General features: G+C 57.8%; 20 protein-coding genes. 15 read left to right on the top strand and 5 right to left on the bottom strand.

Going from position 1 to position 17,844, the window contains the following annotated elements:
* Nucleotides 1-250: 250 nt before the first annotated feature.
* From rpmH to RM6536_RS03810, 8 genes are all read left to right on the top strand, one after another.
* On the top strand, nt 251-388 hold the full coding sequence (rpmH, locus tag RM6536_RS03845; RefSeq protein ID WP_049332235.1) for a 50S ribosomal protein L34: 138 nt from the start codon (nt 251-253) through the stop codon (nt 386-388).
* A 126-nt stretch (nt 389-514) separates the two neighbouring features.
* Nucleotides 515-880, top strand: a complete 366-nt coding sequence (rnpA, locus tag RM6536_RS03840; RefSeq protein ID WP_060824113.1) for a ribonuclease P protein component — start codon at nt 515-517, stop codon at nt 878-880.
* Complete coding sequence (yidD, locus tag RM6536_RS03835; protein WP_060824112.1) at nt 877-1,350, top strand: membrane protein insertion efficiency factor YidD; 474 nt, start codon at nt 877-879, stop codon at nt 1,348-1,350. Before rnpA ends, yidD begins: the two co-directional genes overlap by 4 nt.
* A 51-nt stretch (nt 1,351-1,401) precedes the next feature.
* A complete protein-coding gene (yidC, locus tag RM6536_RS03830) occupies nt 1,402-2,391 on the top strand; it encodes a membrane protein insertase YidC (RefSeq protein ID WP_060824111.1) in 990 nt (329 codons plus the stop codon).
* Nucleotides 2,392-2,502: 111 nt separating this feature from the next.
* Complete coding sequence (locus RM6536_RS03825; RefSeq protein WP_060824110.1) at nt 2,503-3,069, top strand: protein jag; 567 nt, start codon at nt 2,503-2,505, stop codon at nt 3,067-3,069.
* A 1-nt stretch (nt 3,070) separates the two neighbouring features.
* Nucleotides 3,071-3,712: a 16S rRNA (guanine(527)-N(7))-methyltransferase RsmG gene (rsmG, locus tag RM6536_RS03820; RefSeq protein WP_012904381.1), complete on the top strand. Its 642-nt coding sequence runs from the start codon at nt 3,071-3,073 to the stop codon at nt 3,710-3,712.
* A 454-nt stretch (nt 3,713-4,166) separates the two neighbouring features.
* Complete coding sequence (locus tag RM6536_RS03815; RefSeq protein WP_049349949.1) at nt 4,167-5,009, top strand: ParA family protein; 843 nt, start codon at nt 4,167-4,169, stop codon at nt 5,007-5,009.
* A gap of 235 nt (nt 5,010-5,244) precedes the next feature.
* Nucleotides 5,245-6,543 carry a ParB/RepB/Spo0J family partition protein gene (locus RM6536_RS03810; RefSeq protein ID WP_060824109.1) on the top strand — a complete coding sequence of 433 codons (1,299 nt, stop codon included), beginning with the start codon at nt 5,245-5,247 and terminating at the stop codon, nt 6,541-6,543.
* Between the two features lie 111 nt (nt 6,544-6,654).
* Here the strand turns inward: RM6536_RS03810 and trxA are convergent, their stop codons facing one another.
* From trxA to RM6536_RS03785, 5 genes are all read right to left on the bottom strand, one after another.
* On the bottom strand, nt 6,655-6,981 hold the full coding sequence (trxA, locus tag RM6536_RS03805; RefSeq protein WP_060824108.1) for a thioredoxin: 327 nt from the start codon (nt 6,979-6,981) through the stop codon (nt 6,655-6,657).
* Nucleotides 6,982-7,035: 54 nt separating this feature from the next.
* Nucleotides 7,036-8,070, bottom strand: coding sequence for a thioredoxin-disulfide reductase (gene trxB, locus RM6536_RS03800; protein ID WP_060824107.1), 1,035 nt, complete (start codon nt 8,068-8,070; stop codon nt 7,036-7,038).
* A gap of 255 nt (nt 8,071-8,325) precedes the next feature.
* Nucleotides 8,326-9,516 carry a serine/threonine protein kinase gene (locus tag RM6536_RS03795; RefSeq protein ID WP_231917999.1) on the bottom strand — a complete coding sequence of 397 codons (1,191 nt, stop codon included), beginning with the start codon at nt 9,514-9,516 and terminating at the stop codon, nt 8,326-8,328.
* A 196-nt stretch (nt 9,517-9,712) separates the two neighbouring features.
* Nucleotides 9,713-11,377, bottom strand: coding sequence for a murein biosynthesis integral membrane protein MurJ (gene murJ, locus RM6536_RS03790; protein ID WP_060824105.1), 1,665 nt, complete (start codon nt 11,375-11,377; stop codon nt 9,713-9,715).
* A 66-nt stretch (nt 11,378-11,443) separates the two neighbouring features.
* A complete protein-coding gene (locus RM6536_RS03785) occupies nt 11,444-11,947 on the bottom strand; it encodes an NUDIX hydrolase (protein ID WP_005504058.1) in 504 nt (167 codons plus the stop codon).
* 126 nt (nt 11,948-12,073) lie between these two features.
* Here RM6536_RS03785 and RM6536_RS03780 point away from each other — a divergent pair, with 126 nt between their 5' ends.
* The 7 genes from RM6536_RS03780 to RM6536_RS03750 all read left to right on the top strand — a co-directional run bounded on the left by RM6536_RS03780 (nt 12,074) and on the right by RM6536_RS03750 (nt 17,654).
* Nucleotides 12,074-13,498, top strand: coding sequence for a CCA tRNA nucleotidyltransferase (locus RM6536_RS03780; protein ID WP_060824104.1), 1,425 nt, complete (start codon nt 12,074-12,076; stop codon nt 13,496-13,498).
* Between the two features lie 189 nt (nt 13,499-13,687).
* A complete protein-coding gene (rpsF, locus tag RM6536_RS03775; RefSeq protein WP_049332208.1) occupies nt 13,688-13,993 on the top strand; it encodes a 30S ribosomal protein S6 in 306 nt (101 codons plus the stop codon).
* Between the two features lie 94 nt (nt 13,994-14,087).
* The gene (locus RM6536_RS03770; RefSeq protein ID WP_060824103.1) at nt 14,088-14,720 is read left to right on the top strand and encodes a single-stranded DNA-binding protein; all 633 of its coding nucleotides are present in this window, start codon (nt 14,088-14,090) and stop codon (nt 14,718-14,720) included.
* 83 nt (nt 14,721-14,803) lie between these two features.
* On the top strand, nt 14,804-15,040 hold the full coding sequence (rpsR, locus tag RM6536_RS03765; protein ID WP_004005948.1) for a 30S ribosomal protein S18: 237 nt from the start codon (nt 14,804-14,806) through the stop codon (nt 15,038-15,040).
* A gap of 20 nt (nt 15,041-15,060) precedes the next feature.
* Nucleotides 15,061-15,513 (top strand): 50S ribosomal protein L9, encoded by a 453-nt coding sequence (rplI, locus tag RM6536_RS03760; RefSeq protein ID WP_049341934.1) that lies wholly within the window; start codon nt 15,061-15,063, stop codon nt 15,511-15,513.
* A gap of 372 nt (nt 15,514-15,885) precedes the next feature.
* The gene (locus RM6536_RS03755) at nt 15,886-16,191 is read left to right on the top strand and encodes a hypothetical protein (RefSeq protein ID WP_231917998.1); all 306 of its coding nucleotides are present in this window, start codon (nt 15,886-15,888) and stop codon (nt 16,189-16,191) included.
* 656 nt (nt 16,192-16,847) lie between these two features.
* Nucleotides 16,848-17,654 carry a class I SAM-dependent methyltransferase gene (locus RM6536_RS03750; RefSeq protein WP_060824101.1) on the top strand — a complete coding sequence of 269 codons (807 nt, stop codon included), beginning with the start codon at nt 16,848-16,850 and terminating at the stop codon, nt 17,652-17,654.
* Nucleotides 17,655-17,844: the final 190 nt, after the last annotated feature.

The raw sequence follows: 17,844 nt of genomic DNA, 5'->3' as shown, positions 1-17,844 counted from the left end.
GCGCCCCTGAGTCAGTGGTGTCTCCACATCCTGTGCGCCCGCCGCAATCACCGCCTCCACACCACAAACGAGCCCGGAATCACGCGGAAAAAAGCGTTAAGAACTTGATTTACGCCCTCCACTCTTCTAAAGTTGTGCTGTTGTGTGTGCACCGCCTACTGCGAATAGTCGCGGTACCTCCGTGCACCAAGAAGCGTACGGTTCCGATACCCCGTGAGGGCACGAACCGCAAAAATCAAGGAGACAAAGTATGAGCAAGCGTACTTTCCAGCCGAACAACCGCCGTCGCGCTAAGAAGCACGGCTTCCGTCTGCGTATGCGTACCCGTGCAGGCCGCGCGATTCTGTCGAACCGCCGCGGTAAGGGCCGCGCAAAGCTCTCGGCCTAATCACGGCATATAGTTCGCCCGCCGATGCACACGCATCGGCGGGCGAACTATCATTAAGCGTGAAATACACGCGGAGATCAGCTCGCCACACGAGCCGAATCTCCCACACTACGTAAAGGGGAACACGTGCTGCCTCAACGGCACCGTATGCGCACCAGCGCAGAATTCTCCCACGCCTTCCGTTCCGGCATCCGTACAGGACGTCGGAACATCGTTGTATCTACGGCGAAAAATCCTGGAAAAACAACCCAGGTAGGTTTCATTGTGTCGAAGGCGGTGGGCAACGCAGTCACACGCAACCTGGTCAAGCGCCGGTTGCGTGAACTTGCTGCGTTCACCTGCGCCGCGCATCCGGAAGGCTACGCCATCGCGGTGCGAGCGCTTCCCGCCTCCGCGAACGCCAGCTGGGAGCAGCTGCGTCGCGACTACGAATCGGCACTCGAGGCTGCTTTCGCTAAGCTCGATTTGCCTCAGAGCAAGGAGAAGCTGTGAGTCGTCCCCAGCGTGAGCGCTGCGAAGAACGCTTCCACGTGCATCACAGCGGCACCTATAACGCTTCTGCTGAGGCTCTGGGCCCCGACGAGTTGCTGGCGCTAGCACCTAACGAATTCGTGAGGCCTGAAACGTTCCTGCAGGCACTCTACGTTCTACCCCAGAACCTGCTGATTGCGTGCATGAAGGCCTACCGTAAGGTCGTCTCCCCCCTCTACGGGGACGTGTGCCGCTACTACCCGACCTGCTCAGCCTACGCCCTGGAGGCGCTGACCACCCACGGTGCGATGGGCGGGCTTTCCCTGACGGTGCGCCGCATTCTGCGGTGTGTTCCCTGGGCGACCGGAGGTATCGACCCAGTTCCGGCGGGGAAGCGTACTTTCGCTCCCGGAGCAGAACCGAAAATTATTCTGCTCAACCACCCCCATCTTTACACCCCTCACACCGGTGGTGACGCCCGCCCTGAGTAGGCGGCGCCTCCCACACAATGACTTAGCCGAGTCCTTAAGGAGTATTCCCGCGTGAATATTTTTGATTTGATTCTTTGGCCGTTTAAATGGATTGTCTCCGTGGTCCTGTGGCTGTTCCACACTCTTTTCACCTCGCTGGGCATGGACCCGGCTTCGGGTCTGACTTGGGTTCTGTGCATTATCTTCCTGACCCTGGTGATGCGTACCCTGACCATTCCGCTGTTCGTCAAGCAGATTAAGGCTATGCGCGGTATGACCGCGATGCAGGGCGATATGGCGAAGCTGCAGGAGAAGTACAAGGGCAAGAAGGACCAGCTCTCCCGCCAGGCTATGGCTCAGGAGCAGATGGAAATGTACCGTAAGCACGGTACGAACCCCTTCGCCTCCTGCTTGCCGATTCTGGCTCAGATGCCGATCTTCTTCGGCCTGTACCAGGTGCTGATGGGTGTTCCCACCGCAGCGCAGAGCAATGAGAGCGTGCTCATGCTGCCGGCTGATCTGGTGCATCAGTTCAATGACTCGCAGATTTTCGGTGCTCAGCTGTTCGCGACCATGCTGCACCCGGGCGCTGGTGACGCTACCGCGACTGTTGTTCAGGCGGTCATCATGATTGTTCTGATGAGTGCGACCCAGTTCTACATTCAGAAGCAGCTGAGTGTGAAGAACATGTCGGAGGCGGCTCTGAACTCTCCGATGTTCCGTCAGCAGCAGATGATCATGTACATCTTCCCGATTATCTTCGCTGTTTCCGGTATTAACTTCCCGCTGGGTGTTATGTACTACTGGACCGTGTCGAACCTCTGGTCGTTGGGTCAGCAGTGGTGGGTTATCCGCAATAACCCGACCCCCGGTTCTCAGGCGGAGCGTGAGCTGAACGCTCGCCGCGCGGAGAAGGGCCTGCCTCCGATTGGTAAGACCCGTGAGCAGCACGAGAAGGATCTGCAGGAGGCTCGTGAGCGTGCCGCTGCGGGTCAGCGTCAGCAGCCGGTCAGCAAGAAGCGCCAGAAGCAGCAACGCAATAAGCAGAACGGAAAGAAGTAGTTTTCTTCCGTGATTCGGGCCGGGTTCTCGCCATGTGTGGCGCGGGCCCGGCGCCGTGTATGAGATACTTTTTACCCCTAGGACACCCCTCCGAACATCCCGAGGATTATTGTGACTGAAGCTATGGAATATGAGGACGAGCAGCTCGTTGAGGAGCAGCTGGTAGAGGAGCCCCTTGAGGGCGAAGAAGACGATTTCGAGGACATCGACGAGGAAGGCGATATTGCCGCTGACTACCTCGAGGAGCTCCTCGATATTGTCGATATGGACGGCGACATTGATATTGAGGTGCGCAATAACCGCATCTACCTGTCGGTTGTCAATGACGATGATGACAATGAGGAACTGCGCCACCTGGTTGGTCGCCACGGCGAGGTTCTGGAGGCTCTGCAGGAGCTGGTGCGCCTCTCCGTCCTGGCTGGTAACGGCACCCGTTCCCGTCTGATTCTGGACATCGCAGGTTACCGCGCTGAGCGTCGTGAGCAGCTGGAGAAGATCGCTGCCGACGCGATTGAGAAGGTGCGCGCTACCGGTCGTGATGAGCACATGAAGCCGCTGAGCGCGTACGAGCGTAAGGTCGTGCACGATGTGGTGGCTGCCGCTGGCCTGTACAGTGAGTCTGAGGGTGAGGGCCCCCGCCGCCATGTGGTGATTTCTCTTCCCGAGGTAGGAGCCTAGTATGGAGACTTCGATGGTTGCTCTCAATGAGAGCGAGCGCGCCGCTGCGGAGGCTGTGTTCGGTGAGCGTCTGCCTCTGGCGGAGCGCTACGTGCAGCACTTGGCGACGACCGGTATTGAGCGTGGCCTGATTGGTCCGCGTGAGGTGCCGCGCCTGTGGGCTCGCCACGTGCTGAACTGTGCCGTGGTGCAGGAGTACATTGCACCGAATGCGTCGGTGGCCGATGTTGGCTCTGGTGCCGGCCTGCCCGGCCTGTGCCTGGCGATTGCCCGCCCGGATTTGAAGCTGACCCTGATTGAGCCTCTGGAGCGCCGCGTGATTTGGCTGAATGAGGTTGTTGAGGACCTGGGTCTGGAGAACGTGACCGTGCTGCGCTCGCGTGCCGAGCAGGCTGTGGGCGCCGTGGAGGCCGATGTGGTGACTGCACGCGCTGTGTCCGCCCTGGTGGGCCTGCTGGACATCACTCTGCCGATTCTGCGCGGCACCGGTGAGCTGCTGGCTCTGAAGGGCCGTAGCGCCGCGGAGGAGATTACTAAGGCGAAGAAGAAGCTGAACCGTTACGGTGCGCGTGAGACCGAGATTCTCACCGCCGGTGGTGATCTGCTGGAAGAGCCGACGACGGTGGTTCGAGTTCGCCTCTAAAGGTTTTCGTCCTGAATGGGCGGTACCGCCTGAGCTAGTGAATATGCGTAGCTTAGGTGGTACCGCCCATTTTTGTGCGCCGGTTCGGGTGTGCGTAGCAATTGCATCCGTAGAGTACATAGAATGACCTCTCGCGTGGAGTATTGACCTGATGCCGGGTACCCTTAAGGAAGGATTGAAACCTTAGACTCTTCTACATCAAAGCCTGATGGTTCACTAAGGGACCCCGAGTCCTCCACAAACCATTTGGGCAGCACCAATGTTTCACGTGAAACACTGCAGGCTTCATCACCTCACGGAGTATGTTTCACGTGAAACATGCTGAGATGAGTGAACAGTGGGGGAGTGGAGGCTGAATCCTCCTCGCACATAAATACCGCCGAGTATTGCCACGCGCGAGGCACCAGAAGACGCATCACCGTAGACACACCACCCGGAATATGGAAGGCACCCGATGACTCCTCAAGCTCAGAAATCTGTTGCAGATTTGCTCCCCAAGCCTGTGCATACGCGTGTCTTCACCGTGTCGAACCAGAAGGGTGGCGTGGGTAAAACCAGTACCGCCGTGAACCTCGCAGCTGCGCTCGCGGAGGCTGGGCTCAACGTCTTGGTGATCGATAACGACCCGCAGGGTAACGCCTCGACCGCACTGGGCATTGAGCACGGCGTGGATGTTCCCAGCGTCTACAACGTCCTGATTGAGGATAAGCCGCTTTCTGAAATTGTTCAGGAATGTCCCGATATGCCCGGCCTGTTCTGTGCCCCTGCCAATATCGACCTCGCGGGCGCGGAGATCGAGCTGGTCTCCCTGGTGGCGCGCGAGACTCGCCTCAAGAACGCCCTGATGGACTACACCGAATGGCGCGAGAAGCAGGGCATGGAACGCCTAGACTATGTCTTCATCGACTGCCCACCGAGCCTCGGCTTGCTGACCGTCAATGCCTTCGTCGCGGCAGAAGAGATTCTGATTCCGATCCAGTGCGAGTACTACGCTCTGGAAGGCCTGAGTCAGCTGCTGAAGAATATTCAGATGATTCAGAAGCATCTGAACTCTAAGCTGCGCATCAGCACGATTCTGCTGACCATGTACGATGCCCGCACCAACCTGGCGTTCCAGGTGGCAGAGGAGGTGCGCGAGCACTTCCCGGAGGAGACTCTGAGCGTGAAGATTCCTCGCTCGGTTCGTATCTCTGAGGCCCCCAGCTATCAGCAGACCGTCATCACCTACGATTCTTCGTCGACCGGCGCTCGCGCCTACCGTGAGGCGGCGCAGGAACTCTCGCGCCGATCCGCATAATCTAAATCTTTTGAAATGAGCCCTTTTGAATTGTCTCTTGATGATTCAAAAGGGCTCATTTTATGTAGTATTTTCTGGATGAAGCTCGAAAAAACATCCTGAGTGAATTAATTATCGGGAATAATTCGGATGATGCGCCGTGCAGTTTTCACTCCTGCTTTCGAGTGCTTATTTCGTTTACACTAGATGAAGAAGAAAAATGAGCGGGCTCGTCCGGGAGCCCTAAGGAGTAACGATGGCTGAAAAGCGACGCGGCTTGGGTCGTGGCCTGGGGGCACTGATCCCTCAGAGTACGAAGAATTCTGGTAATGCTGAGGCGAAGGCATCCGAAAAGACTACTGCAGTAAAGACTGCACCCAAGAAGGTATCTGCTCCGATTGAAGAGCCGATGACTGACGGCCTCTTCGAAATGGCTCACGAGGCTAAGCCGGAGAAGCAGCGCAAGAGCGCTAAAGCTGAGTCTGCCGAAGATAAGCCTGCCGAAGCTGCGCCCGCTCAGGAAAAGCCTGCTGAAGCCCGGAAGGTAGAGCAGAAGGTCGAAACTCCCGCCTCCTCGCAGGATGTTTCACGTGAAACATCGAAGAAGAAACCCCGCGTGGACATGGGTGCGGCACTGCGTAATACCACCCTGACTCGCCGCCCGGTGGACTTCTTCTTTGGTGAAGACGTCTCCACCCCGCAGTCCGCTTCCGAAGAGCAGAGCGGTCTGGTTCCGGTTCCCGGCGCCCAGTTTGCTGAGCTGAACGTTCGCGATATCCACCCGAACCGTAAGCAGCCCCGAACCGACTTTGATGAGCAGGACATGGAAGAGCTCATCCACTCGGTACGTGAGATTGGCGTTCTGCAGCCGATTGTCGTGCGTCCCTCGCGCGAAAACGGTGCAGAAAAGTATGAGCTGGTCATGGGTGAGCGTCGCTGGCGTGCAACCCAGGCGGCTGGCCTGAGCACCATCCCTGCGATTGTTCGCGAGACTGAAGACGGCGATCTGCTCCGTGACGCCCTGCTGGAGAACCTGCACCGCAGCCAGCTGAACCCCATTGAAGAGGCAGCAGCATACCAGCAGCTCATGGATGAGTTTGACACTACTCAAGAGCAGCTGGCTAAGCGCATCGGTCGTTCTCGCTCCCAGATTTCGAATACGATTCGCCTGCTGAAGCTGCCGGCTCTAGTGCAGCGTCGCGTTGCGGCGGGTATTCTCTCTGCCGGTCACGCTCGTGCCCTGCTGGCTCTGACTGACCAGGCTCAGATTGAGACTCTCGCGCAGAAGATTGTGAACGAGGGGCTGTCGGTTCGTGCGACTGAGGAGCTGGTGAACCATGCATCCGGCGCTGCGGAGGTGAAGGAGCGTAAGGCTCCTCAGCCTCAGAAGCACCGTGAGCGTCTGGACTATATTGCGGAGGCTTTTGCTGACAAGCTCGATACTTCGGTGAAGATTTCGCTGGGTGCCCGCAAGGGTAAGATGACCATCGAGTTTGCGAATGTTGAGGATCTGAACCGTATTATCCGCGTTTTGGATTCTGATTTCTCGGGCTAAATTTTCGCATAAAATAATATTTAGCAACTGAAATCAGTTGTATATACAAAAACCCTCGGTGATGTTTCACGTGAAACATCACCGAGGGTTTTTCTTTAGCTTCTCGAAAGATTAGCCCAGGTGCTCGGAAAACTCAGCCAGCAGAGCGGACTTCGCCTTAGCGCCTACGGTCTTCTTGACGACCTCGCCACCCTTGAAAAGGTAAATGGCGGGAATAGAGGTAATGCCGTACTTCATGGCGATATCGCCATTTGCCTCAACATCCACCTTGACCACGTCGACCTGACCGGCGTACTCACCAGCGATCTCGTCAATCACGGGGCCAACCATGCGGCAGGGGCCGCACCATTCAGCCCAGAAGTCCACGATAACGGGCTTGTCGTTCTTCAGAACCAGTTCGTCAAAAGTGGCATCAGTTGCCTGCTGTGCACTGCTCACGGAGTGCTCCTTTCTGACACGGGGCGGATTCCCCAAGCGAGTAATACGAATAGTTTAGAGGTTTTCGAGGTAGTGCTGCGCGTCCAGAGCGGCAACAGCACCGGAACCGGCGGCAATAATTGCCTGGCGGTAGGTCGGGTCAATGACGTCACCGGCAGCAAAAACGCCGGGAACGGAAGTCTTCGAGGAACGACCCTGAACCGCGATGGTGTGGTTCTCGGTAATTTCCAGCTGATCACGTACCAGCTCCACGCGAGGGTCGGAGCCAATAGCGATGAACAGGCCCTGAACAGCCAGCTGACGCTCAGAACCATCCTTGGTGTTGGTCAGGGTAATCGACTCGAGGTTGCTCTCGCCGTGAACGGCAGTAACAGCCGAGTCCCAGACAACCTCAATCTTAGGGTTGTTGAAAACGCGGGTCTGCATGATTTCCGAAGCGCGGAAAGAATCGCGGCGGTGCACCAGGTACACCTTGGAGGCGAAGGTCGTCAGGAACAGCGCCTCCTCCAGTGCGGAGTCGCCACCGCCGACCACTGCGATTTCCTTGTCTTTGAAGAAGAAGCCGTCGCAGGTTGCGCACCAGGAGACGCCGTAACCGGAGAGTCGGTCTTCGCCCTCGATGTTGAGCTTGCGGACCTGAGAGCCGGTGGTCATGATGACAGTCTTCGCCAGGTGAACGGCGCCGTCTGCGGTGTAGACCTTCTTCACGTCGCCGGTGAGTTCGACCTTTTCTACGTCCTGGTAGCGGATGTCTGCACCGAAACGCTCAGCCTGCTGGCCAATGTTCTCCATCAGCTCGGGGCCCTGGATGCCCTGAATGAAGCCGGGGAAGTTCTCTACCTCGGTGGTGTTCATGAGGGCGCCGCCGGGTGCCAGGGAGCTGGCGAAGAGGACGGGCTTCAGCTCGGCGCGTGCCGCGTAGATTGCCGCGGTGTAGCCGGCGGGGCCGGAGCCCACAATAATGACGTTGTGGACGGTTGCGTCGGCCTCAACCTCGGCTGCCGGTGCCGCTTCGGTGGCGGGTGCGGATGCGAGGTTCAGATTGCCCAGGGCGGCGCCTCCGAAGAGGCCTCCCAGATTCTCAGTCATCGGATATGTCTTTCCGTTGTAGGTCTTTCTTTCTACCCATATAACAGGGCTTTATCCTCGATTATTCCATCTTGGGGAACCCTTATCCAGATACTCCGCCCACTGTGAATCTTTGAGTAGCGCCCCTGCCATAAAGAGTCATAAATGGACATCAAAAGGGCGGGGCTTCCGAACTGTTGAGTTCAGAAGCCCCGCCCTTGTATTTAGGGTGTATCTGGGGTGCGAGTGCCCTGTGGATGTCGCGTTATGGGTTGATTAGTCCACCTTGATTTCGTTGATGCGCAGACCGTAATTCCAAGTTCCAATCGGCAGGGAGAGGCGGGGCAGCTCGTTGACCACGATGATCACGTAGGCGCCCTTTTCCGCGCTCTGCTTGGAGGTGTCCAGGGTGACGACTGCATCCTTGCCTTCGAAGGTGCCCTTGCCGACCTCAACCGCACCGTCCAGGGATGCAGAGCTGTTGGTGTAGACGGTGAAGGAGCCGCCGGTGCCGGTGTTCTGCTGAATGGTCAGCTTGGAGACGACGGTGGGGGTCTGCAGCTTCAGTGCCAGGCCGAATTCCTTGATGGTGCCGGCGTAGTTGGCGGTGCCGAAGCCGTAGCTGATCCATGCGGTGTTGGCGTTACCGTCGGTCAGGTTCGGGATGAGGGTGTCCATGTCGTTCATGAACGTGGGGTTCGAGGGCGCGAAGCGAGCCACGGACGCGATCTTAGCCGGTGCGTTCGATGCCTTAGCGGTCGGGGATGCCGATGCGCTAGCGCTTGCCGCAGCCGATTCGGATGCCGACATAGAAGACTTGGGGGTGTGCGGTGCGGCTGCCTGGTTGGAGCCGATTGCACCCAGGGAGGTGAGGATACCGCCTGCGACGATGACGAGCAGCAGGACTGCCGCCAGGGCGACGGCCCAGGTGCCGCGGCTGCCGTCTTCTTCGTCTTCGTCATCTTCGTAGATGCTGGTGGGTTCGGAGTACGCGGTGACGGCGGTGCCGTCGGATGCGTTCCAGTTCTTGGCGGCGGTGATGCTCTCCTGGTTGGCGGTGGAGGTGGAGACCTTCTCGTAGGTGTTGGGGGAGCTGCCGCTTTCGGAGTCGCCGAAGATTTCGGTGCCCAGCGCGTCTTCTGCGTTGGAGAGTGCGTGGTTTTCGACCAGCAGGGTGTCCAGCAGGGTGTCGGGGCGGGTGTGGGAGGTGACGAGGTAGCGGCTACCTTCGGGGGTGATGCCCAGGTCGAGGATTTGGATGTTGCCGCGTGCGTTGGTTGCGAGCGCGCGGGAGTTTGCTTCCAGCAGTGCGCTGCGGCTGGGCGATGCGACGACGACCGAGACCTTACGGTTGAGAATCTGGTCGGTGCCTTCAAGCACCATGTCGGATTCTGCCGTAATGATGATGTGTGCGGTGATCTCGTAGCGGCCTCCGAGGACCGATCCGACCGGAATCTGTTGCGACAACGTGTTCTCCCGAGGTGGTTTCATAGTGCCTGCCGTGTGGCGGGCCCTGACTATTAGATTCTACCCGGCATTGAAGGATGCTGGGGTTGAGTGATAGTTTGTGGCGTCCGGGTGGTTGCCTGTGTCCTCTGCGGGCCCCGGTGTGGGGTGCGGTGGGTGCGTGGGCAGCTACCCGGATTGGGCGTTGTGTGCTGCTTTAGCGGCGGGCAAAACGCTCAAGTTTGGAGGTGAGGGGTGCCAGTAGTGCGTTGGCTTCCTTGACGCGGAAGATTTGTATACCGGCGAGGTATGCCAGGCCCATGACGGTGCCGCATACGGCGAGGGTGATGATTGCGGTGAGCTTGGAGGCCCAGGCGAATCCGTCGAGCTGGTAGCCGCCGAGCAGCCAGAGTGCGATGGCTGCGATGCCGCCCGCGAAGAGGGATGCGAGGGTGGTGCGGGCGTAGGTGCTGACGATGCCGCGCTGGCCGTAGTAGCCGAGGCGGCGGCGGACCATGTGGTGGCTGATGAACAGGATCAGGATGTTGTGCACCGGGTAGATGAAGGCGAGCATGTACACGGTGTACTGTGCGTCGAGCAGGGACGCTGCGAAGCTCATGATGACCATGATGATGGCGGAGTACACCTGGATGCGGAAGGGGGTGCGTGCGTCTTCGCGGGCGTAGAGCACGCGGCTGTAGAGGTAGTTGATGGTGAGGGTGGGGGTGCCGAGCGCGGTGATGACGATGAGCTTGGCGATGATGGTTGCTGCGATGGGGTCGCCGCCGCTGAAGAGTACGGCGATGGGGCCTGCCAGGACCATGAGTGCGACCATGCAGAAGACGGTGGCTACGGCTGCGTTGCGCAGGCCGTGGGAGAGCGCGTAGATGACGCTGTCGCTGTCGTCGGCGATAGCGGAGGCGCTCATGCGGTTGAAGAGCACGGTGGCGATAGAGATGCCGATGACGCCGTGAGGGAGCATGTACAGCATGGAGGCGTAGTTGAGCGCCTGCAGGCCGGGGATCTGGATGCCGAGGGCGGCGTAGTGTTCGCGCTGACCGACGATGCCTGCGGCGACCTTGGTCATGTAGAGGAACGCGAGGTTGGAGATGATGCCGGAGGCGAGGGTCCAGGCGGCGAGCTTGGAGGCTGCGCGCAGGCCGATGCCTCGCCATGCGAAGTCGGGCTTGAGGCGCAGGCCGAGCTTGCGTAGGGGGATGAACAGGACGAGTGCCTGCATGATGACGCCGAAGGTGGAGGAGCCTGCGAGCACAAGGGTTTGTGCGTTGGTCCAGCTTGCTACGGTGTGGATGGGGTTGGGGTTGGGGGTTTGTGCGCCGAAGAGGAAGATGAATAGGAACAGCGACAGGATGGTGATGACGTTGTTGAGTACGGGCGACCACATGTAGGCGCCGAATGCGTCTTTGGCGTTGAGGACCTGTCCGATGACGGTGTAGAGGCCGTAGAAGAAGATTTGGGGTAGGCACCAGAGGGAGAAGATGAAGCCGAGCTGCCGTTGTTCGGGGCTCCATCCTGAGCCCATGATGCTGATGATGGGCCAGGCGCAGGCGACAGTGATAATGGTGATGAGGCCGATTGCGGTGACGGTGAGGGTGACGAGTTTGGAGATATATCGTGCGCCGCCGTCTTGTGCTTTGGCCGCCTTGATGATTTGCGGTACGAGGACTGCGTTGAAGACGCCACCTGCTACGAGGACGTAGATGAGGTTGGGTAGGGTGTTGGCGGTTTCGAAGACGTCGCCGACGGTTGAGAGTGAGCCGATGGCTACGGTGAGCAGGATGGTCTTGACGAATCCGAGGATGCGCGAGACGAGGGTGCCTGCTGCCATGATTGCGCTTGAGCGGGCGTCGTTACGTGCCACGTATGTCTCTCCTGTTTCGGCGGGTGATTGCTTCTTTTAGTTTTTGGGGCTCTATTTAACGGGTGTTTAGAGCTGGGTGGTGATGTATTCGCGCGCGCTACGGGCAATGTGTTGCTCGTTGGCGAATGAGAGGCGGGTGGGGAGCTCTTCGAGGGGGACCCATGCGACGTCGATTGCTTCGTGGTCGGGGTCGTTGTCGATGCTCAGTTCGCCGCCGGTTGCTGCGAAGAGGTAGTGGTGCACGGTTTTGTGGATGCGCGTGCCGTTGGAGGTGAACCAGTAGGCGATGGTGCCGAGGGAGGCTACGGGGTAGCCGGTGATTCCGGTTTCTTCGCTGATTTCGCGTTGTGCGGCTTCGACAGTGGTTTCGCCGTGTTCGATATGGCCTTTGGGTAGGCACCATTCGCGTTGTCCGTTGCGGTTGATGCGGGCGATGATGGCTACGGGTAGCTGTTCGGGTCGGTCGAAGTCGATGATGAGTCCGCCTGCGGAGACTTCTTCGGGGGCGGGTACCGCTCGCGCGGGCGCGGTGAAGCGCGTTTTGGGGGCGCGGGGTACGGGAATGCTCATGGTTCTACCTTAACCGATAGGCTGAGGTTTTGGTGCCTCGGTTTGGGGTGAGATAGCTGTCTTTGGTGGGGTGTTGTGGGTGTGGGGTGGGCGCATGGGTGGTTTTTCTGGCACGATTAAAGGATTATGTCGCTGATTATTGATGTTGTGTCGAAGTACCCGGATGCCGCCGAGCTGGGAGAACTGTACCGTGCGGCGGGTTTTGAGCTGTACTTGGTGGGCGGTATTGTCCGCGACAATCTGCTGGATGACGGCGGCCATTTTACCGATTTTGATTTGACGACGGATGCTTCTCCGGAGCAGAGCGAGCAGATTCTGCGTGGGTGGGGTGAGCATACGTGGGATATCGGTAAGGAGTACGGCACGATTAGTGCGCGTAAGAATGGCGTGGTGTATGAGGTGACCACGTACCGTGCTGAGGTGTATGTTTCGGATTCGCGTAAGCCGACGGTGGAGTTCGGCACGGATTTGAGCGCCGATTTGGTGCGTCGTGATTTCACGATTAACGCGATGGCGGCGGCTTTGCCCAGCGGTGAGGTTGTTGACTTGTTTGGCGGCGTTGAGGATTTGCGTGAGGGCGTTCTGCGTACCCCGCGCTCGCCGCAGGAGTCTTTTTCCGAGGATCCGCTGCGCATGATGCGTGCGGCTCGTTTTGCTGCGCGTTTTAATCTTGAGGTTGCCCCGGAGGTTTTCGAGGCGATGCGCCAGATGGCTGGCCGTATTGAGATTATTTCGGCTGAGCGTGTGCGTGATGAGTTGGTGAAGCTGATTGAGGCGGATTATCCGCGGGTGGGTTTGAATCTGCTGGTGGATACGGGTCTGGCGGATTATGTGTTGCCGGAGCTTCCTGCATTGCGTATGGAGATGGATCCTGCGCATCACCATAAGGATGTGTATGCGCATTCGTTGAAGGTGATGGAGCAGGCGATGGAGAAGGAGACGGACGAGGATGGCCCGTGTCCGGCTCCTGATTTTATTCTGCGTTTTGCGGCGTTGATGCACGATATTGGTAAGCCGAAGACTCGTAAGTTTGAGAAGGACGGCTCCGTCTCGTTCCTGCACCATGAGGTGGTGGGCGCGAAGATGGTGAAGAAGCGTATGCGTGCGCTGCGTTTTGATAATGACACGATTAAGGCTGTGGCTCGTCTGGTGGAGTTGCATATGCGGTTCTATGGTTACCGCGAGTCGGGTTGGACTGATTCTGCGGTGCGCCGTTATGTGCGTGATGCGGGCGATCAGTTGGAGCGTCTGCATCGTGTGTCGCGTTCTGATGTGACGACACGTAATCGTCGCCTGTCGCGCTCGCTGGCTGAGGCGTATGACGATTTGGAGCGTCGTATTGCTGAGTTGGCTGCTCAGGAGGAGCTGGATTCGATTCGTCCGGATCTGGATGGCGGTCAGATTATGCAGATTCTTGGTATTGCGCCGGGCCCGGTGGTGGGTGAGGCGTATAAGTTCTTGTTGAATGTGCGTCTGGATGAGGGTTCGCTTCCTGAGGAGGAGGTGAAGGCTCGTCTGTTGCAGTGGTGGGAGCAGCGTCAGCAGGCGTAGCTTCTGCGGTTTCGGTACCGCATCGCATGGTTGAGGTCACGCGGTGCGGTACTGTTCTATCTGCTTTTTCTCGTGTATTGTTAAGAAATCTATGCGTGTTCCCCGCCCGGTGTGTTTCACGTGTAGGGCACTATGAATCTCCTGCTATGGAAATCCCATAGCCGTTTAGCCCAAAGGAGGGGTTTAATCATGCGTGCATATGAACTGATGGTTATCCTCAGCCCCGAGGTTGAGGACCGTGCGGTTGAGCCGTCGCTGTCCAAGTTCCTCGAGATCGTGACCAACGAGGGTGGTTCCATCGACAACGTCGATATCTGGGGCCGTCGTCGCCTGGCATACGAGATCCAGAAGAAGTCTGAGGGTATCTACGCAGTGGTGAACTTCACCGCTACCCCCGAGACCGCAGCTGAGCTCGATCGTGTTCTGAACCTGAACGAGTCCGTCATGCGTACCAAGATCATCCGCCCGGAGGATCAGAAGATCTCCAGCAAGTAGTTGGTCTTGCCGGTCGGCTGACCCCCTAAAAATGTCAGGGGGTTGCGCTGTACTGGATTCAACATACTTGTAACTCTTATCGAGGAGGCATCAAATGGCAGGCGATACCGTTATTACCGTTATTGGTAATCTGACTGGCGATCCGGAGCTTCGTTACACCCCTGCGGGTGCGGCGGTTGCTAATTTCACGATCGCATCGACTCCGCGTACTTTTAACCGCCAGACGAACCAGTGGGAGGATGGGGAGACCCTGTTCCTGCGTGCGTCGGTGTGGCGTGGTTACGCTGAGAATGTTGCAGAGACCCTGAAGAAGGGTACTCAGGTTATCGCGCAGGGCCGTCTGAAGTCTCGCTCGTACGAGACCAAGGAAGGCGAGCGTCGTACTTCGTTTGAGCTTGAGGTCGAGGAGATCGGCCCGACTCTGCGTTTTGCTACTGCTCAGGTGACTCGCGCACAGCGTTCTGCCGGAGGTAATAACTTCGGTGGCTCTGCGCAGGGTGGCTTTGGTGGTGGCGCTGGGTACAACGCTGCTGCTCAGGGCGGTTTCTCCGCTCCTCAGCAGAATAATTTTGCTGCTGCTCAGGGTAATGGTTACTCTGGCCAGTCTGGCTACTCCGCTCCGGCTGCTCCGGCGGCCCCCGCAGCTCCTGCTGCTGATCCGTGGAGTTCTCAGTCCGGCGGTAACTATGACTGGGGTAGCGGCGCCGACGACGAACCTCCGTTCTAAGCCGGTTTCGTTTTCCGAATAGTAATTTATCAATCCATCCCGCGGTTATCCGCCGCGGGCTCCCAACTCTAAGGAGCACCACGATGGCTAAGGCTGAAATCCGTAAGCCCAAACCCAAGCAGAACCCCCTCAAGGCTGCTGACGTCACCGTTATCGACTACAAGGACGTCGCACTTCTGCGCAAGTTCATCTCCGACCGCGGCAAGATCCGCGCTCGCCGCGTGACTGGCGTGACCGTTCAGGAGCAGCGCAAGATCGCTCAGGCTATTAAGAACGCCCGCGAAGTTGCACTGCTGCCCTACTCCGGCGCTGGCCGCTAAAGAGAAGGAGAGACAGTAACATGGCTAAGATCATTCTGACTCAGGAAGTTTCCGGCCTCGGTGCAGCTGGCGATGTTGTCACCGTTAAGGACGGTTACGCACGTAACTACCTGCTGCCCCGCGGCTTCGCCGTGACCTGGACCCAGGGTGGCGAGAAGCAGGTTGAGTCCATCCGCGCCGCTCGTGCGGCTCGTGCTAAGGCTTCTCTGGAAGAGGCTCAGGCAATTGCTGCGGCTCTGGCTGCTAAGCCGGTTGTCGTTGCACACAAGGCTGGCGCTGACGGCCGCCTGTTCGGTACCGTCAAGGCTGAGGCTATTGCTGAGGCTATTGAGGCTGCTGGCATTGGCTCCGTTGACAAGCGCACCATCCACCTGGGTTCCGCTATCAAGCGCACCGGTGAGTACAAGGTGACTGTCCGCCTGCACCCTGACGTTGTTGCTAACGTTGTCCTGGACGTCGTTGCTGCTGCGTAAGTAGGTTTTTAGATATTTGACGCTGGCGCTTTGATGCTGCGGCGTTGAGTGTCGGACGGGGTGCTCCTCTTCGCGAGGGGCACCCCGTTTGCTTTACCCTTTGGGGCACTCTTCGGGGTGCGTTGTAGGTACAGAAAACCGCGATGTTTCACGTGAAACATCGCGGTTTTTCTCGTTATCGCGCCGGTTGCGTAGACATTCCGTCCTTATCCGGCCGCCCTTATTCAGGGGATTTTTGATGGAGCACCTCTATATAGGAAGTACCTCGAGGCTTTTGCTGGTATTCCAATCCGGTCTGCACATTCGACATTCTCTGTGTGCACCGTAGACGGGTAGACCCTGTAGTCTGGTAGACCCCGTAGACTGGTGTACATGGCTCGATCTTTTTCACGTTTGTCTTCTAGTGCCCAGCTTCTGTTCACGGGTGTGGCGTTGGAGTGTGTCAATTTGCTGCTGTGCGTTCTAGCGGTTATCCCATTTGCGGACGCTAATATCGCGACTGCTCTTCTGCTTCTTTTGCTGATTGTTGGCGGCCTTGCATCCAGTGTTGCGCTGGTGTGCGCACTGGTGGGTCTGGTGAAGTTCCGCCAGTATCGTGTGGCTAATATTTGCCTGGCGGTTATTTCTGTAGTGGCTAACCCGTTGGTGCTGCTGGGGTTGTATATGGCGGCTTATTAGCCCGGTTTCGAGTCCACAAACTGCACAATATCAAAGCTCTCAGGGTTCTGTTGGTTTTCTCCCAGCTTGTTTCCAGCGAAATTCAATCCTCCCATAAGGTTGGGGGTGTTTACTATAAGTGTTGGTTCGAGAGGACTGCGATGTGAATGTGTGTGTTTCGTGTAGCGGGGTCGCCCGCTAGCGAAAGAAGGATGGCAAGGCAAAAGCGCCTTGCCTTTCTTCTTTTAAAGCGACTTGTAGTTTCCGTGTGAGGTTCGGGATGCTGCACCCTGATTTTCTCCCCGAGTTTGAGGAAAAATCTATTCCCAGCTTTCTTACAGCTTTAACCTACAGGGAATAAAGGTTTACGCGTAATACTTTATATAGATGGTTCGAGAGGGCCATCAGAAAGTTGGACTTTCCTTGCGGAAGTGGCTCTGATTTTCGTATGTATGTGTGTGTGATGAGACTGGGGTTGGATCGAGAGGTCCAGCTCCAGTTTCTGTTTAATCTCTAGGGCGTGCAGCAAGGGTGGCTGTAGTGATGTTGCGGCATGCTGTAACAAAGGGCAACCACACTTCTATATAACGTCACATTTCCTTTCTTGGGGCGGCGGGTCTAGAATTGGGAAAGATAAATTTTGCATATTAAATACAAGTATTGAGGAGTTGTCTTCCGTGTCTAAGACCCCTTCCGTTCCCGGTACCGACCGCCCCGCTGAAAAGGCGGCAGGTCACTGGCTTCTGGCTCAGCTGGGCAAGAAGGTTCTGCGCCCCGGCGGCCGCGAGACCACCAATTGGCTGCTGGCTCGCGCTCTGGGTGGCGACATTGATGTCGTGGAGTTTGCGCCGGGCCTGGGTATTACTGCCCTGGAGATTGTGAAGCGTTCCCCCAAGAGCTACACCGGTGTGGATCTTGATCCCAAGGCTGCTGAAATCGTGACCGAGCGTATCGGTGCATCGACTAAGCCGAACTACCGTGTGGTGAACGCTAGCGCCCAGGAGACCGGTCTGCCCTCGGAAAGCTACGACGCCGTGGTGGGCGAGGCGATGCTGACTATGCAGACCGATAAGCACAAGCTGGAGATTATGCGTGAGGCGGCTCGTCTGCTGCGTCCGGGTGGCTACTACGCTATTCACGAGATGTCGCTGGTTCCCGATTATCTGCGCCCTGAGCTGAAGGAAGAGATTCAGAAGGACCTGGCGCGCACGATCCGTGTGAATGCCCGCCCGCTGACTGTCGCCGAGTGGACCGCACTAGCGGAAGAGGCTGGCTTTGAGGTGCTGGATGTGTACCAGACCGATATGGCTCTGCTGGAGCCGAAGCGTCTGCTGGCTGATGAGGGTCCCGCTGGCGTTGCGAAGATTGCGTTCAACCTGGCGCGTAAGCCGCAGATTCGTGAGCGTGTGCTGGGCATGCGCGGTGTGTTCCGCCGCCACGCCGACCATATTGGCGCTATCGGCATGATTCTGCGTAAGAAGTAAGGGAATCTTATACAACGAAACGGAGCCCTGGTATTCCTCGTTATGCGGTGGAATACTGGGGCTCCGTTTTACACTGGTGAGGTTATGAGCCGCAGATTTCGGCTCAGCCACGTGTGCGCCTACCGGAGTTTGTTATGAGCCGTATTCTTTTCTCTCCCGAAAGCTTCAATATGGGTGAAACCACGCGCTG

This window comes from Rothia mucilaginosa, from assembly GCF_001548235.1.
GTDB lineage: Bacteria > Actinomycetota > Actinomycetes > Actinomycetales > Micrococcaceae > Rothia > Rothia mucilaginosa_B.
The sequence above is the reverse complement of the archived record's forward strand: the minus strand, read 5'-3'. Positions and strand labels throughout refer to the sequence as shown.